Source organism: Streptomyces sp. NPDC093568, assembly GCF_044764945.1.
In the GTDB taxonomy this organism is placed as follows: Bacteria; Actinomycetota; Actinomycetes; order Streptomycetales; family Streptomycetaceae; genus Streptomyces.
In genome coordinates this window covers 288,648-303,581 of record NZ_JBIWJD010000001.1, presented here as the reverse complement: position 1 = coordinate 303,581, position 14,934 = coordinate 288,648, and the positions used below count along the sequence as shown (strand labels likewise).

Genomic DNA, 14,934 nt, shown 5'->3' with positions numbered 1-14,934 from the left:
GGGGATGTGACCAGCGATCTTCTGCCCGAGGCCCCCGCCGGCACCCGCGGCGCCGGCCGCGGGGACCTCCGGCGCGATCTGTACGCCGCCGCGGCGGCCGTCCTGCTCTTCGCCGCCGCGGCCGTCGTCGGCACCGCGGTCGAGCACCGGGACGGCACGCTGTTCGTGAACTGGCCCCCGTTGCTCGCCTATTGGTCCCCGCACACCGGGCCGGGCACGGCGGCCGCGATCGCCGTCGCGGTCGTCATCGTGGCGTACGGCCCGGCCGTGGCGGCCCGGCTGCCGTGGCGGTGGCTGCTGCTCGCCGTCTGGGGCGCGGGCACGGCCTGGACCTGGTCGCTCGCGCTGATCGACGGCTGGCAGCGCGGCATCGCCCGCCGGCTGACGACGCGGTACGAGTATCTCCAGGTCATCGACGACTTCCGGGACATCCCGGCGACGCTGCGGCACTTCACCGAGCACATCGTGGTCGGCGCCTCCCCCGAGCACTGGCCGGCGCACGTCGCCGGACATCCCCCGGCGGCCACCCTCACCTTCGTCTACCTGGACCGCATCGGGCTGGGCGGCGGCGCGTGGGCCGGCGTCTGGTGCATCACCGTCGGGGGGACCGCCGCGCTCGGCATCCTCGTCACCCTGCGCACCCTCGCCGACGAGAGGCTCGCCCGCCGCGCCGCTCCCTTCCTGGCGCTCGCGCCCGCCGCGGTGTGGATGGGGACGTCCGCCGACGGCTACTTCGCGGCGGTCGCGGCCTGGGCGGTGGCGTTGCTCGCGCTCGCGGTGACGGGGCATCGGCCCCGCTGGACCGGCTTCGCCTCCGGTCTGCTGTTCGGCCTCACCGTCTTCCTGTCGTACGGCCTGACCCTCTTCGTCGTGGTCGCGGCGGCCGTCCTGCTGCTGGGCTCCGAGCGCGTCCGGCCGCTGCCCTTCGCACTGGCGGGGTTCGCGGTCGTGCCGGCCGTGTTCACGGCCTTGGGCTTCTACTGGTGGGAGGCGTACGACCTTCTGGTCACCCGCTACGACCAGGGCGCCGGCGGCACCCGGCCACAGGCCTACTGGGTGTGGGCCAACCTCGCCTGCCAGGTGCTGGTGGTGGGGACGGCGACGGCGGCGGGGCTGCGGCGCACCGGGGCCGCGCTGCTCCGCCGGGAGGGGACGGCCGCGTTCCGCTTCGGGGTGCTGGTGACCGCCGCGCTGGTCGCGATGCTCGTCGCCGACCTGTCCGGGATGAGCAAGGCGGAGACCGAGCGGATCTGGCTGCCGTTCGCGCTGTGGCTGCTGCCCGCGTGCGCGTTCCTGCCGAGGCCGCGTGCCTGGCTCGCGGCGCAGGCCGTGCTCGCGCTGCTCGTCAATCACCTGTTGCTGACGGGTTGGTGAACACAGAGAAGGATGGCTAAGGTTAGCCTTACCTAAGTCGACGATATCCCCGACTGCTCGAAGGGTTCCCATGTCTGCTGCCGCCTGCCCTGGGCCGACGCCCGCCGAGCGTGCCCGCTCGGTGCTGGCGGCGGCCGGCTCGCTGACCGTCACCACACACGGTCAGCGCATCGAGCTGATCGGCCTGCACACCGTCGACGCCGCCGCCCGGCTGCTCCTGCAGGACCCGCCGGACGCGTCGATCGCCGCCGAGCTCGCCATGGCGCCGCACGGCGATCTGCCCGCCCTGGCCGAGTTCACCGACATCGCCCCCGTCGCCGTACGCGAACGGGTGCGCGCCCGGCTGACGCTGGCCGGCCGGCTGACCGCACTCGGCCCGAAGGCGCTGGTCTTCCACCCGGCCCGTGCGGTGCTCACCGACGAGGACGGATCGGCCGTCGTCCGCCTCGACGAACTCTCCCTCGCCTCCCCCGACCTGCTGGCCACCCACGAGGCGGAGATGCTGGCCCGGATGGACGCGGCCCACGCCGACACCGTGGCCCCGCTCGCCCGGCTGCTCCCGGCCCGCGAACAGCTCGGTGCCGTCGACGTACGGCCGCTGCGGCTCGACCGGCACGGCCTGGTGCTGCGCTCGGAGGGACCGGACGCCCACCACGACACCCGGCTGCCCTTCGCCGTCCCGGCCACCCACCCGGGCGAGGCCGTGCGCCAGATCCACCTCCTGCTCGCCCGCGCCACCGCCCGCCCGCGCCGCCGACACCTGCCGACCAGGTCGTAGGCAGGGCGCCCCGCAAGCCGCCGGCCTCCGGGCCCACTCGCGCAGACCTTCCCGTCTCCTGCGCCAAGGCGCCCGGAGGTCGGCTCAGTCACCGACCCCCACCGCAAGGCGCCGCGTCGTGCGCAGGAGCGAGATCGTGAAGGGGTGCCGAGGCGCCGTCAGGATCCTTCCCGCCGTGCCCTGTTCGACGATCTCGCCCGCGTCCAGTACGGCGATGCGCTGGGCCAGGCGTGCCGTGTCCAGGTCGTGGGTGACGAGGACGAGGGACAGGCCGTCGCCCTCGCCCACCAGGCCGGCGAGGACGTCGAGGATGCCGCGCCGGGTGACCGTGTCCAGGCCGGAGGTGACCTCGTCGCAGACCAGCACCCTGGGGCGGGCGAGCAGGGCGCGGGCGAGGGCGGCGCGCTGGAGTTCGCCGCCGGAGAGGGCGCCGGGACGGCGACGGGCCAGGTCCGCGGGGAGCCCGAGGCGGTCGAGGGTGGCCGTCGCCTCGTCCACGGCCGCCCGTTCGTCTTCGCCGCGCAGCCGTACGGCCGTGCGGGCCACCTGGTCCAGGACCGGCCGATGCTCGTCGAAGGCGGCCCGGGCGTCCTGGAAGACGTACTGCACGGCGGCCAGTTGGGCCCGGCTGCGATGGCGCAGGCTGCGTGGCAGCGGGGTGCCGTCGAGGAGGATGTCGCCGTCGTGCTCGCGGTGCAGGCCGGCGAGGCAGCGGGCGAGCGTGGTCTTGCCGCTGCCGGAACGGCCGACGACGGCGAGGCATTCGCCGTGGTGCAGGACGAGACGCGGCGCGCGCAGCACGACGGTCCGGCGATCGTGCGTGGCCGTCAGGTCCCTTACCTCCAGGACCGGTTGACCGGGCTCGCCACCTGTCCCCTCCCCCGGGGCAGCGTGCCGGTCGTCGAGCAGCCGGCGGGTCCACTCGTGCCGGGGTGCCGTCCACAGCCGTTCCACCGGGCCCGACTCGACGACCCGGCCCGCACGCAGGACGAGGACCTCGTCGGCGAGGGCGCGGACCACGTCGAGGTCGTGGCTGAGCAGGACGACCGCGATGCCGCGCGCCGCCACCGCGGTCAGCTGCTCGACGATGCGGCTCTTGGTCAGCGCGTCCTGGCCGGTGGTGGGTTCGTCCGCGACGATCACGCGGGCGCCGAGCAGCAGGGCCTGGGCGAGGACGACACGCTGCTGCTGGCCGCCGGAGAGCTGGTGCGGGTGGCTGCGCAACAGCTCCTCGCCGCCCGGGAGTTGGGCGTCGGCCAGGGCACTCAGAACCAGCGCGCGGGCCGCCGTACGGCGTCGGGCCCGCGGCAGGTGGCGGACCTGAGGCCGGGCCAGGTCGGCGAGGAGGGCACCGACCCGGCGGGCTGGGTTGAGGACGGCGGCGGGGTGCTGGGGGACGTACCCGACCGGGCCGTCGCCGGTCCGCCGTACCTCGCCGGTGACCCGGGCGCCGGGCGGGTACTCGCCTAGCAGGGCGAGACCGGTGGTGGTCTTTCCGCTGCCGGAGGCGCCGACCAGAGCGGTCACCCTGCCGGGCAGCACCCGTACGTTCACTCCGTCGACGATCGGCCGGTCGCCGATCTCGACGCGCAGGTCGCGGATCTCGGCCACGGGGCCCTGGTTCACGGGCGTCGCCCCTTCTTTTCCAGCGCGGCGTCGAAGAGCAGGTTCGTGCCCATCGTCAGCGCCACGATCAGCAGTGCGGGCACCACCACGGCCCAGGGCTGCACCAGCAGACCGGTGCGGTTGCGGTCGACCATCACCGCCCAGTCGGCGGCGTCCGGCGCGACCCCTACCCCCAGGAACGCGGCCGTCGACACCAGATACAGCACCCCGGTCAGCCGAATCCCGGCGTCGGCGGCGAGGGTGCGCAGCGCCGACCGGCCGACGTGTCCGACGGCGATCCGCCACCAGGTCTCCCCCTGCATGCGCAGCGCCTCGACGGCGGGACGGGCGGCCGCCTCGGCCGCCGCCGCGCGCACGATCCGGGCCGCGTCCGGCACGTTCACCAGGGCCACGAGCAGCGCGAGCCCGACGGCGCCCGGCGACAGCACGGAGGCGACGAGCAGGATCAGCAGCAGCGACGGTACGGCGAGCAGCACGTCCAGCGGCCGCATCAGCAGGTCCTCCAGCCACCGCAGCCGGGTGAGCGCGCTCAGCAGCCCGACCGGGACGGCGACGAGATAGGCGAGCGCGGTCGCGGCCAGGGCGGTGACCACGACCGTACGGCCGCCCAGCAGGACCTGGCGCCAGACGTCACGGCCCACGAAGTCGGTGCCGAGCCAGTGGCCGTCGCCGAGGGTGAAGGAGATGGCGCGGGGCCCGGGGTCGCCCGCGAGGAGCGGTCCGAGGAGGGCGAGGGCGAGCGGGACGGCGACGACGGCGAGGCCGAGCGCGAAACGGCGCCGCGTCATGCGGCCACCTCCGCGCGAGGGGTGAGCCGGTGGGCCACCAGGTCGGCACCGAGGTTGAGCACCACCGTCAGCACGCCGAACACCACGGCCAGCCCCTGCACCACCGGTACGTCCCGTTCGGCCACGGCGTTGAGCAGGACCGTCCCCAGCCCCGGGATCACGAAGAGGGCCTCCACCACGATCACCCCGCACAGCAACCAGTCGACCGTGCGCGCGAGTTGCTGCACGGCCGGGGCGAGGGCGTTCGGCAGGGCGTGGGCATAGCGGACCCGGGCGCCGGAGACGCCGTAGCGGCGGGCGTGGACGGCGTACGGGGAGGCGAGGGCGTCGACCATGCCGGCCCGCACCAGTCGGGACAGGGAGCAGACCGGGCGGGACAGCAGGACCAGCACCGGCAGCACCAGCACCGCCGGATGCGCGAGCAGGTCGGTGCCGTGGCCGACGGCCGTCGGCGGCAGCCAGGCCAGCTTCAGGGCGAGGACCGTCACCAGCAGCACCCCGAGGGCGAACTCGGGGACCGCGTACACGGCCAGCGTCACCGAGCTGACCAGCCGGTCGACGCGCCCTCCCTCGTGGCGGGCGGCGAGCACGCCGAGGCCGAAGCCGAGCGGGACGAGGAGGGCGAGGGTGAGCGCCGCCAGCAGCAGGGTCGGTCCGAAGCCGTCGGCGAGGTACCGGGTGACCGGGCGGCCCGACGTCAGCGAGGTGCCGAGATCGCCTCGCAGCAGGCCCGCCGTCCAGTCGGCGAGCCGCTCGTACGCCGGCCGGTCCAGGTCCATCGCCTCGCGGATCGCGGCGATGCGCGCCGGGTCCGGCTGGTCACCGGCGAGGGCGACCGCGGCGTCGCCCGGCAGCGCCTCGGTGAGCGCGAAGACCAGCAGCACGACGGCCACGGTCTGCAGGGCGCCGAGGAGCAGCCGCCGGGCGGCGAAGGAGCGCAGTGCGATCACGCGAGCCACACCTTGTCGAAGCGTGCCCAGTCGAGGGTGTTGGCGGGTGCCTTGGTCTCAACCCCCTTCACTGTCCTAGCCGTTCCGATGATCCAGTCGGCGAAGCCCCAGATGAGGAAGCCGCCCTCGGCGTACAGCCGGCGCTGCATGCGCTCGTAGACGGCGGCCCGTTCGGTCTTGTCGCGGGTGGCCTGGGCCTGCTGGTAGAGGGCGTCGAAGTCCTTGTGCCGCCACTTGGTGGCGTTGGTGGTGGAGTCCGTGAGCAGGCGCTGGGAAATGTGGGCCTCGATGGGCATGGCGCCGGAGCGGTAGCAGGACAGGGTGCCGCCGTCGAGGATGTCGCTCCAGTAGGAGTCCTTGCTGCCCATCTTCACGTCGACGGTGACGCCCGCCTTGGCGGCCTGGTCGCGGAAGATGCCGGCGGCCTCGGTGAATCCGGCGGCGACGGGCGAGGTGTCCAGGGTGACCTTGAGGTTCTCGGCGCCGGCCTGCTTCAGCAGGGCGCGGGCCCGGTCGAGGTCCTGGGTGCGCTGCGGCAGGCCGGCGGCGTAGTACTCGTAGCCCTTGCCGAACAGGTCGTTGCCGACCTCGCCCGCGCCGGACAGCGCGCCGTCGACGAGTTCCTGGCGGTCGGCGATGAGGAAGAAGGCCTCGCGAACCCGCTTGTCGTCGAAGGGCGCGCGGTCGGTCTTCATGCAGAACGCCTGCATGGCACTGTTGCGCAGCCGCACGATCTCGATCTGGCCCTTGCCCTCGTGCGCGCGGGCGGTGGTGGGGTTGAGCTCGTGCGCGTACTCGACCTGGCCGCCGAGCAGGGCGTTGACGCGGGCGGACTCCTCGTTGGCGACCACGAACTCGATCTCGTCGAGGAGCGGGGCACCGTCCCAGTAGGCGTCGTGGCGGCGGAAGACGGCGGAGCGGCCGGGGGCGAAGGACACGAACCGGAAGGGGCCCGAGCCGATCGGACTGTCGTCGAATCCGGTGGCGTTCTCGGGGACGATGTACGCGCCGAACGCGGCCAGGACGTTGGGGAATTCGGCGGTGGGCCGCTTGAGCACGAACTCGATCGACCGCTCGCCGGTGGCCCGGCTGGCGTCGAGGTCGATGGGCTCCAGGGACGCCTTCGCGCGGAACGCCTGCTTCGGGTCGGCTATCCGGCGGTAGCTGTAGAGGACGTCCTTGGCGGTGACCGGGCTGCCGTCGTGGAAGGAGGCCTTCCGCAGCGTCACCTGCCAGCGGTCGAGCGCCTTGTTGGGCTCCCACCTCTCGGCCAGCCGGGGCTCGGCGGAGAGGTCGGCGCCGTAGTCGGCGAGCTTGTCGAAGAGCGCCTTGGCGCGGGCGACGTCGGCGAAGAGACTCGCCAGGTGCGGATCGAGGGTCTCGCTCGCACCGCCGCCGGCGAAGGCGGCACGCAGCCGGCCGCCGCGCTTCGGGTTGCCGTCGGAGGCGGCCGTCTCGCCGGAACCGCCGCATCCGGCGAGGGCGAGTGCGGCGGCGGCGCCGGTGGTGGCGGCGAGGAAGCCGCGTCGGCGCAGGCCGGGGAAACGTTCGTCGTTCATGACTGGTCCTTCGGGTCAGTGGGTGTGCAGGCGCGCGACGAGGTGCAGCCGGTCCGCGTCGGTGGCGGTCCCGGGCAACCGGCCTTCGTGCCAGGGGGGTTCGGTGCGCGGGCCGGGTCCGTCGTGGAGTTCGAGGACCTCGAAGCCGTGCGCGGTGAGGAAGTGCCGCAGCTCGTGCGGGAACAGCAGCCGCCAGGCGGAGTGCTGGGTGACGGGCGGTGAGCCGTCGTCGGACGTCCATACGCGGGTGCGGCGCAGAAGCCCGGCCGTGCGGTCGACGGTCAGGGTGGTGATGGAGCGGTAGTCGGTGCCCCGCCAGGTGAACGTGTTGTCGCACGGGCGGTCGAGGAGGTCCGTGCGGCCCAGGAAGTACGCCCCGTTGCGCATCTCCGCGACCAGCAGCCCGCCCGGCGCGAGGGCGCGGCGGCAGGAGACGAGGAAGCCGTCGAGCTGGTCGTTGGTGTGGCAGTACAGCAGGGAGCTGTCCAGGCAGACCACGGCGTCGAAGGCGTCCCCGCCCAGCTCGCGCGGCTCGAAGCCGTGCAGGTCGGCACGGACGTACCGCGGGCCGGGGTGGTGGGCGCGGGCGTGGGCCAGCATCGCCTCGGAGAGGTCGGCGCCGGTCACCGTACGGCCCGCGGAGTGCAGATGGGCGGCGTCGCGGCCGGTGCCGCAGCCCATGTCGAGGACGCGTGGCCCGGCGCCGTGGCGGCGCAGACAGTCCTCGGCCCAGCGTCCGGCGAGCCGGCCGGGGTCGGGGAAGCGGGCCTCGTAGAGGGCGGGGTGGTCGGTGAGGAGGTTGCCGTCGGTCATGCGTCGGCCTTCTCCCGCACCGGCTCCGCGGGCGCGGGCAGCGCGCCGCGGCGGTGCAGCCACGCGACCCCGCCCGCCGAGGCCAGCCCGAACACCGCACAGCACACCCAGGGCAGCCAGGCCTGGTCCGAGCTCTCCCCCGTGTCCATGGCCCACCCGACGACGGCGTTGCCCACGGCCGCGGCGATCCCGGAGACGACGTAGAAGATGCCGAAGTACGTGCCGGTCAGCTCGGGGCGCCCGAAGCGGGGGATCAGCTCCATCACGAACGGCGAGGCGATCATGATGCCGAGGTAGAGCAGCAGCGCGCCCGCGAGGACCGGCACCACTCCCGCGCCGAGGGCGGCCGGCAGGAAGGCCAGTCCCATCACCGCGAGCCCGGCCGCGATCCAACCTGCCCTGCTGCCACGGGACTTGAGACCGCGGGTGATCCTCAGCTGGAGCGCCAGGTTGGCGACCGTACCGACGAGGAAGACGATGCCCGCCGCCCCGTCCCAGCCGGTGGCCTGCCGGGCCCCGTCGGGGAGCAGCAGGTACAGCTGGTTCTCCAGGGTGAACATGCCGACCATGGCGAGCGCGAAGGCCAGGAAGGCCCGGTTGCCGAGCACCTCGCGCCAGTCGCCGAGGACACCGCCGCCGGTCGGCTCGACCTTGCGCGCGGGCAGGACCGCGGCCTGCGCCACGGTGAGCACCGCGAAGATGCCGGCGGCGGTCAGCGCGGACGTCCGGAAGTCGACCAGGAGCAGCGCGCTGCCCAGCAGCGGCCCGATGAGCGCGCCGGTCGTGGCGAACACGTTGAACAGCGCGAACGCCTCCGCCTTGCGCTCTCCGGCCTCCTGCGCGAGATACGCCCGCACGGCCGGGTTGAACAGCGCGCCCGCGAGCCCGCTGAGCACCGACGCGGCGAGCAGCACCGGCAGCCCGTCGCCCAGGGCGAACAGGGCGAACCCGACGGTCCGCAGCGCGCACCCGGCGATGATGACGCCCCGCGCCCCGAGCCGGTCGGAGGCCGAGCCGCCGATGATGAACAGGCCCTGCTGGCTGAGGTTGCGCACCCCGAGGACGACCCCGACGACCGCCGCCGACATGCCCAGGTTCTCGCCGAGGTGGGTGGCGAGGTAGGGGATGAGGAGGTAGAAGCCGGTGTTGACGCCGAGCTGGTTGACGAGCAGCAGTTGGACGGCGAGCGGGAAGCCGCGCATCTCACGCCACGTCCGCACGGGCCGTCACCTCCTCGACTCCCAGGCCGGGCGAGGCACTTGTGCGTACGGTGCCGTTCGCGCCGCCGATCCCGGTCCACGGGTCGTGCGCGAGCAGCAGATGGCCGTCCAGGTCCACCCAGCGGGCCCGGTCGGCGAGGTGGACGGCGGGGGCGATACCGAGGCTGCTCGCGGTGAGGCAGCCGAGCATGAGCTCCGTCCCGCTGCCCTCGATCAGCTCCGCGATCCGCAGGGCGGCGCGGACTCCGCCGCACTTGGCGAGCTTGACGTTGACGCCGTGGACGCGTCCGGCGAGCCGCCGTACGTCCTCGACGCTCACCGCGTCCTCGTCGGCGATCACCGGCAGCGGCGACCTCTCGGCCAGGGCGCCGAGCGTGTCGGGGTCGCCGGGCGCGAGGGGCTGTTCGACGGCCTCTACGCCGAGCTCGGCGAACCGGGGCAGCAGACGCTCGGCCTGCGCAGGGCTCCAGGCCCCGTTCGGGTCCAGCAGCAGCCGCACCTGAGGAGCCGCGTCCCGGATGACCCGCACCCGCTCGACGTCGTCCTCGGCGTCGGACGAGCCCGCCTTCACCTTGACGACCTCGAATCCGCTCGCGGCCAGCCGCCGGGCGTGGGCGGCGGCGTGCGCGAGGGAGGTGATCCCGATGGTGCGCGCGGTGGCCACGCCGAACGGCCCGGCGGACCCCACCAGGCGGTGGACGGGCACCCCGTCCCGCTTGCCGACGAGGTCCAGCAGCGCGGACTCGACGGCGGCGGTGACGGCCGGCGGTAGGGCGCGGGAGGGCAGGGCCTCCAGGGCGGTCTCGGGATCGGCGAACCGTTCCAGACCGACCGCCGAGACGAGGCGTACCAGGGTGTCGGCGTCCAGGCCGTAGTACACGCTGCTGACGGCCTCGCCGTGTCCGGTCACCCCATCGTGCTCGACGGTCAGCCACACGGCGTCGCGGGCGCTCATGGTGGAGCGGGAGATGCGCAGCGGCTCGGCGAGTTCGAGGCGTACGGTGCGCAGGCGGACCTTCATCGTGTCCTTTCGAAGGAGAGGGGATCGGCCACCCGCGCGCACCGCGCCCACCCGCTCGCCTCGGCGGCGTACGGGTGCGGTATCTCCACGGGCCGGGTGGCGGCGCCGGCCAGGTCAAGTCCGTGGGCGGCGAGGAAGTCGTCGTCGTAGACGGTGCCGAGGTAGCGGTGCGGGCCGTCGGGGAACACGGTGGCGACCACCGCGCCCGGGTGCACGCGGGCCGCCCAGGCCGCGACGCGTGCCACGGCCCCCGTGCTCCAGCCGCCGCTGACGAAGCAGCCCCGGGCGAGTCTGCGGCAGGTGTCCACGGCCTCGGCGGGGCCGATCCAGTGGACCTCGTCGAAGGCGTCGTAGGCGACGTTGCGCGGGTGGATGCTGCTGCCGAGGCCGCGCATCAGCCGGGGGCGGGCGGGCTGGCCGAAGATGGTCGAGCCGGTCGCGTCGACGCCGATGAGCCGCAGCGCGGGCCAGCGCCGGCGCAGCGGTCCGATGACGCCGGCGCTGTGGCCGCCGGTGCCGACGCTGCACACCAGGATGTCCAGGTGGTCGAGCTGGGCGCCGAGTTCGGCGGCGAGGGAGGCGTAACCGGCGGTGTTGTCGGGGTTGTTGTACTGGTCCGGCCAGTAGGCGCCGGGGAGTTCGGCGCGGAGTTCGCGCAGCCGGGCGAGCCGTGCGGCCTGCCAGCCGCCCTGCGGTGCCGGGCGGTCGACCAGCTCCAGCCGGACGCCGTGGGCGCGCAGCAACTGCCGCATGGAGGGCTCGAGTTCGCTGTCGCCGACCAGGACGACGGGGTGGCCGAGCAGCTGGCCGGCGAAGGCGAGCCCGATGCCGAGCGTGCCGGAGGTGGACTCCACCACGGTGGCGCCGGGCCGCAGTTCGCCGCGCTCGCGCGCGCCGAGCAGCATCGCCACGGCTGCCCGTGCCTTCATGCCGCCCGCGGCGAGCCCTTCGAGTTTGGCCCAGAAGCCGGGGTGGGCGTGCGGCAGGTCGGCCGTGACCCGCACCACCGGGGTCCGGCCGAGCAGGGCGAGCAGCTCCGGGTGCGCGGTGGGGCGTACGGCGGTCGCGGTCATCGGGCACCCCCGGTACATAGGTAGCGGTGGACGACGCCGGGTCCGCCGTCGAGCCAGAAGAAGGGGTACGGCTCGGCGCACACCGCGCTCACGCCGTGCCCGAGGAAGCGGGGCAGCACCGCGCTGCCGGTCTGCGCGAACATCACCAGCTGCTTGCCGTGCCGCAGCGCGTGCTCCCGCAGCGGTTCGAAGGTGCCGTTGCCGAGGGTCATCCCGGACACGAGCAGTGCGTCGCAGCTGCGGGCGGCGGCGAGGGCGTCGGTGACGACCGGCTCGCCCCACTCGGTCACGCCGCCCTTGAGGTCGCACGGCACATAGCCGAGTCCGCGCGAACGCAGCGTCTCCAGAAGGGAGTTGACGACTCCCACGACCAGCACCGTGGATCCGGCCGGCAGGTCGAGCAGCTCGACCACGGCCCTCGCCCGCGCCCGGGACTTCTCCAGCGACGACCCGGCGGGCAGGGCGAGGGACCGCGCGCCGTGCTCCGGTGTGTGCGGGGCGATGTGCATGAGGTAGGCGTCGAGGGCGGCCACCCGCACCGCCGGGAGCGGATGGTCGAGGAGCCGTGCCACGTCGGCGCCCACGCAGTCGTCGAGCGCGCTGTCGGGCAGCTCGCCCGGCTCGCACGCGCACGATCCGACGGCCTCGGCCAGGCGCAGACTGAGGACCTCGTTGCGGTAGCCGGTGCCCCGCCCGTCGTGCCGTACGGCCTGCCGGGTGGTGAAGGCGACGGCGACGCGCAGCGTGCGGGGGTCGGGGCCGAGGGCGCCCGCGCGCACCAGGGCGACCAGGTCGCCGTAGCTGCGGCAGGTCGCCTCGCTGACGGCGGTCATCGGATCACCAGTCCCGCGCGCAGGCCGGTCAGCAGGCGCTCGACCCGGGTGCGTGCGCCGGGCCCCTCGGGGTCGCCGGCCATGACGTGACCCAGGTACTCGTTGTTGCTGCCCGCCGCCTTCACGGCCGTGCCGGGCTCGGCGAGCGACACCTCCAGTACATCGGCCTCCCGGGCCAGTTGTCCGGCGTCGAGCGCGTCGAGGGTGCCCGCGCGGTCCGGGACGAGGAAGCCGATGGCGGCGCTGCGCAGCCCGGTGTCCGTGCGCCGCAGGTCGGGCCTGCGGCCGAGGGCGACGTCCACGAAGGCGGCGGCGAGGTCGATGCCGGTGACATGGCGGACGAGTTCGGTGATGCGGTTGCCGGCGGGCCGGGGGTTGACCTCGACGACGCGGGGTCCGGCCGAGGTCAGCTTGATCTCGGTGTGCGCCACGACCGCGTCGGTCAGCCCGAGGGCCTTGAGCGCGCCGAGCGCGGTCTGCTCGGCGGCTTCCAGGTCGGCCTGCGGCAGGTCGGCCGGGAACATGTGGCCGGTCTCGACGAAGGCGGGCGCGCCGCCGACGCTCTTGTCGGTGACGCCGACGAGGTGCACCGCACCGGCGTAGGAAACGGTCTCGACGCTGACCTCGGGGCCGTCGAGGAGCTCTTCGAGCAGCACGGCCCGCGTGCGGCGCTGCCCACGGGCGTTGACCGGGAAGTCCGCCAGCGCCTTGAAGAGTTCGGCCAGTTCGGCCTCGTGCTCGATGCGGCGCACGTACATGCCCGCGCACAGGTCGACGGGCTTGGCGACGAGCGGGTAGCCGATCTCCTGGGCGGCGCGCGCGAGGCCGGCCCACTCCTCGTGCACGGCGAAGCGCGGTCCGGGCAGGCCGGCGTCGGCGAGCAGGCGGCGGGTGGCGTCCTTGCGGCAGGCGGCCTCCACCGCCTCGGGGCCGGGGCCCGGCAGGCCGAGGTGTCCGGCGATGCGGGCGACCGCCGGCAGGTAGTAGTCGCAGGAGGTGATCACCCCGTCGAAGCCCAGCACCGAGTGCAGCCGCTCCACCTCGGGCAGCAGGGCGTCGACGTCGTTGGTCTCGGCGGTGATCACATTGCGGGCGCCGAGCAGCGGATGCGCCGTCCCCTCGGGCGCCGAGCGCAGGTAGTGGTGCAGGTCACGGGTGAGGAAGGTGAACTCGTGCCCGCCCTCGCGGATGGCGCGTGGCAGCAGCCTGCTCATCGACCCGACCCAGCTCTCGACCACCAGCAGATGAGCCACAACTCCCCTTTTCACACCGTGAGTTCAGTCGTCAGGGCAGCCCGGGGCACCCCTCGGCGGGAGGGGGACCGGACTTGACGGCCACACGTTATCGATAATCATTTTCATTTGCTACCCCGTTCTCACCTCGCTCTGGAGAGGCCTTGTCCATACCGGCACGCCCCACCGCCCTGCTGTGCGCCCTGGCCGCGGCAGCGGCCCTGTTCCCCACCGCCACCCCCGCCCGCGCCGCTGCCTCCCTCACCTTCGGCAGCTGCCCGGAGTCCGTACCGAGTCCGCCCGCTCCGGACCGTGTGGAGTGCGGGCGACTGAACGTCCCGCTCGACCGGCGGCACCCGTCCGGCCCGCGCATCGAGATCGCCGTCTCCCGCGTCCCCGCCTCCGGCACCCCGGCCGAGCGGCGGGGCATCCTGCTGGTGAACCCCGGCGGACCGGGCGGCTCCGGGCTCCCCTACGCGGTCACCAAGCGCGCCAAACTCCCCGCGAGCGTGCGGCGTTCCTACGACGTCATCGGCTTCGACCCGCGAGGCGTCGGCCACAGCACGCCGGCCGACTGCGGCGCGATGGGCGGCCTGTTCGCCGCTCCGGGCGCGGACCCGGTGCCGGTGGGCCCATGGGCCGAGCGGGCGTATCTGACCGCACAGCGGGCCATGGCCGACGACTGCGCGGCGGGCGCGGGCGAGGAGGTCCTGCCGTACCTGTCCACCGAGGAGACGGTGGACGACATGGACGCGATCCGGGCCGCCCTGGGCGAGCCGCGCACGAGCTTCCTCGGTGTCTCCTACGGCAGTTACCTGGGCGCGGCCTACGCGGCCCGCTTTCCGCACCGGGTGGGCCGGATGGTGCTCGACAGCGTGGTCGGGCCCTGGGACTGGCACGACTTCGACGTGATCCAGAGCCGGGCGCTGCTGCGCGCCCGCGCCACCTTCTTCACCTGGACCGCCGCCCAGGCGGACCGCTTCGGGCTCGGCCGTGACGCGGACGCGGTACGGCGGTCGTATCTGCGCGCACGCCAGGGGCTCGCCGCCCGCCCGGTCGCCGGGTTCGGCCCGGCGGAGTTCGACCGGGCCGTCTACCGCGCCCTGGGCCGCACCGAACGCTGGACAGGTCTGGCCGACGGACTGCGGACCTACCTGAGCAGCGGTGACGTGGCCGGCCTGCGCCCCGGCTCCGCCTTCGACAGCCCGGAATCACGCAACTACGAGGCGGCCAACCGCATCGTGAAGTGCGCGGACGGCCCGGGACCGACGCCGGGCGAGGTCCTGGCGGACATCCGCCGCGTCCGCCGGCAGGACCCGCAGCCGGTGCTGACCGGCCTGGAGGCCACGACCTGCGCGCACTGGCACCATCGCCCCGACCACCGCACGCCCCTGGGAAGCCCGGCCGCCCCACCGGTCCTCCTGGTCGCCTCGGCGCACGACCCGGTCACACCGATTCAGGGCGCCCGCGAGTTGCGCAGGCTGCTGCCGGGCTCGCGCCTGGTCACCCTGGAGAACGACTACTCCCACGGCGTGTTCGCCAGCCGGGGGAACGGGTGCGTGGACGGGACCGTGGCGGCTTATCTCGTGGACGGGGTGGTGCCGGGGAGGGATGTGCGGTGCGCGGGGCCGGGGTTGCCGGGGGCACAGTGATCCAGCCGCACCCGT

The 14,934-nt window shown here is 74.2% G+C and carries 13 protein-coding genes; 3 read left to right on the top strand and 10 right to left on the bottom strand.

Features of this window, described 5'->3' with window-relative positions; all coding sequences use genetic code 11:
- Positions 1-6 precede the first annotated feature (6 nt).
- Together ACIRD7_RS01290 and ACIRD7_RS01285 are read left to right on the top strand one after the other, a co-directional pair.
- Positions 7-1,374, top strand: a complete 1,368-nt coding sequence (locus tag ACIRD7_RS01290; protein WP_403448087.1) for a hypothetical protein — start codon at positions 7-9, stop codon at positions 1,372-1,374.
- Positions 1,375-1,444: 70 nt separating this feature from the next.
- Complete coding sequence (locus ACIRD7_RS01285) at positions 1,445-2,152, top strand: DUF2470 domain-containing protein (protein WP_403448085.1); 708 nt, start codon at positions 1,445-1,447, stop codon at positions 2,150-2,152.
- Between the two features lie 84 nt (positions 2,153-2,236).
- On the opposite strand, the gene ACIRD7_RS01280 is transcribed toward ACIRD7_RS01285, so the two are convergent.
- The 10 genes from ACIRD7_RS01280 to ACIRD7_RS01235 are packed head-to-tail and all read right to left on the bottom strand — an operon-like array spanning position 2,237 to position 13,288.
- Positions 2,237-3,778: an ABC transporter ATP-binding protein gene (locus ACIRD7_RS01280; RefSeq protein ID WP_403448082.1), complete on the bottom strand. Its 1,542-nt coding sequence runs from the start codon at positions 3,776-3,778 to the stop codon at positions 2,237-2,239.
- Positions 3,775-4,566, bottom strand: a complete 792-nt coding sequence (locus ACIRD7_RS01275; RefSeq protein WP_403448080.1) for an ABC transporter permease — start codon at positions 4,564-4,566, stop codon at positions 3,775-3,777. Before ACIRD7_RS01275 ends, ACIRD7_RS01280 begins: the two co-directional genes overlap by 4 nt.
- Complete coding sequence (locus ACIRD7_RS01270) at positions 4,563-5,516, bottom strand: ABC transporter permease (RefSeq protein WP_403448078.1); 954 nt, start codon at positions 5,514-5,516, stop codon at positions 4,563-4,565. Before ACIRD7_RS01270 ends, ACIRD7_RS01275 begins: the two co-directional genes overlap by 4 nt.
- Positions 5,513-7,075 (bottom strand): ABC transporter substrate-binding protein, encoded by a 1,563-nt coding sequence (locus ACIRD7_RS01265; RefSeq protein WP_403448075.1) that lies wholly within the window; start codon positions 7,073-7,075, stop codon positions 5,513-5,515. The genes ACIRD7_RS01270 and ACIRD7_RS01265 overlap by 4 nt, the downstream gene beginning before the upstream one ends.
- A gap of 15 nt (positions 7,076-7,090) precedes the next feature.
- Complete coding sequence (locus ACIRD7_RS01260) at positions 7,091-7,888, bottom strand: class I SAM-dependent DNA methyltransferase (RefSeq protein WP_403448073.1); 798 nt, start codon at positions 7,886-7,888, stop codon at positions 7,091-7,093.
- A complete protein-coding gene (locus ACIRD7_RS01255) occupies positions 7,885-9,108 on the bottom strand; it encodes an MFS transporter (RefSeq protein ID WP_403448070.1) in 1,224 nt (407 codons plus the stop codon). Before ACIRD7_RS01255 ends, ACIRD7_RS01260 begins: the two co-directional genes overlap by 4 nt.
- The gene (locus tag ACIRD7_RS01250) at positions 9,092-10,129 is read right to left on the bottom strand and encodes a dipeptide epimerase (RefSeq protein ID WP_403448068.1); all 1,038 of its coding nucleotides are present in this window, start codon (positions 10,127-10,129) and stop codon (positions 9,092-9,094) included. Before ACIRD7_RS01250 ends, ACIRD7_RS01255 begins: the two co-directional genes overlap by 17 nt.
- Positions 10,126-11,202, bottom strand: coding sequence for a PLP-dependent cysteine synthase family protein (locus tag ACIRD7_RS01245; RefSeq protein ID WP_403448065.1), 1,077 nt, complete (start codon positions 11,200-11,202; stop codon positions 10,126-10,128). The genes ACIRD7_RS01250 and ACIRD7_RS01245 overlap by 4 nt, the downstream gene beginning before the upstream one ends.
- Entirely contained in the window at positions 11,199-12,035 is an 837-nt protein-coding gene (locus tag ACIRD7_RS01240) for a Rossmann-like domain-containing protein (RefSeq protein WP_403448063.1), read from the bottom strand. Before ACIRD7_RS01240 ends, ACIRD7_RS01245 begins: the two co-directional genes overlap by 4 nt.
- A complete protein-coding gene (locus tag ACIRD7_RS01235; RefSeq protein WP_403448060.1) occupies positions 12,032-13,288 on the bottom strand; it encodes an ATP-grasp domain-containing protein in 1,257 nt (418 codons plus the stop codon). Before ACIRD7_RS01235 ends, ACIRD7_RS01240 begins: the two co-directional genes overlap by 4 nt.
- A 143-nt stretch (positions 13,289-13,431) precedes the next feature.
- On the opposite strand from ACIRD7_RS01235, the gene ACIRD7_RS01230 reads away from it, so the two are divergent.
- The gene (locus ACIRD7_RS01230) at positions 13,432-14,919 is read left to right on the top strand and encodes an alpha/beta hydrolase (RefSeq protein WP_403448057.1); all 1,488 of its coding nucleotides are present in this window, start codon (positions 13,432-13,434) and stop codon (positions 14,917-14,919) included.
- Positions 14,920-14,934: the final 15 nt, after the last annotated feature.

Excerpts from the sequence above, each read along its gene's own strand:
- ACIRD7_RS01240 (WP_403448063.1), bottom strand. The coding sequence starts at position 12,035 with ATGACCGCCGTCAGCGAGGCGACCTGCCGCAGCTACGGCGACCTGGTC.
- ACIRD7_RS01275 (WP_403448080.1), bottom strand. The coding sequence starts at position 4,566 with ATGACGCGGCGCCGTTTCGCGCTCGGCCTCGCCGTCGTCGCCGTCCCG.
- ACIRD7_RS01245 (WP_403448065.1), bottom strand. The coding sequence starts at position 11,202 with ATGACCGCGACCGCCGTACGCCCCACCGCGCACCCGGAGCTGCTCGCC.
- ACIRD7_RS01285 (WP_403448085.1), top strand. The coding sequence starts at position 1,445 with ATGTCTGCTGCCGCCTGCCCTGGGCCGACGCCCGCCGAGCGTGCCCGC.
- ACIRD7_RS01260 (WP_403448073.1), bottom strand. The coding sequence starts at position 7,888 with ATGACCGACGGCAACCTCCTCACCGACCACCCCGCCCTCTACGAGGCC.
- ACIRD7_RS01250 (WP_403448068.1), bottom strand. The coding sequence starts at position 10,129 with ATGAAGGTCCGCCTGCGCACCGTACGCCTCGAACTCGCCGAGCCGCTG.
- ACIRD7_RS01265 (WP_403448075.1), bottom strand. The coding sequence starts at position 7,075 with ATGAACGACGAACGTTTCCCCGGCCTGCGCCGACGCGGCTTCCTCGCC.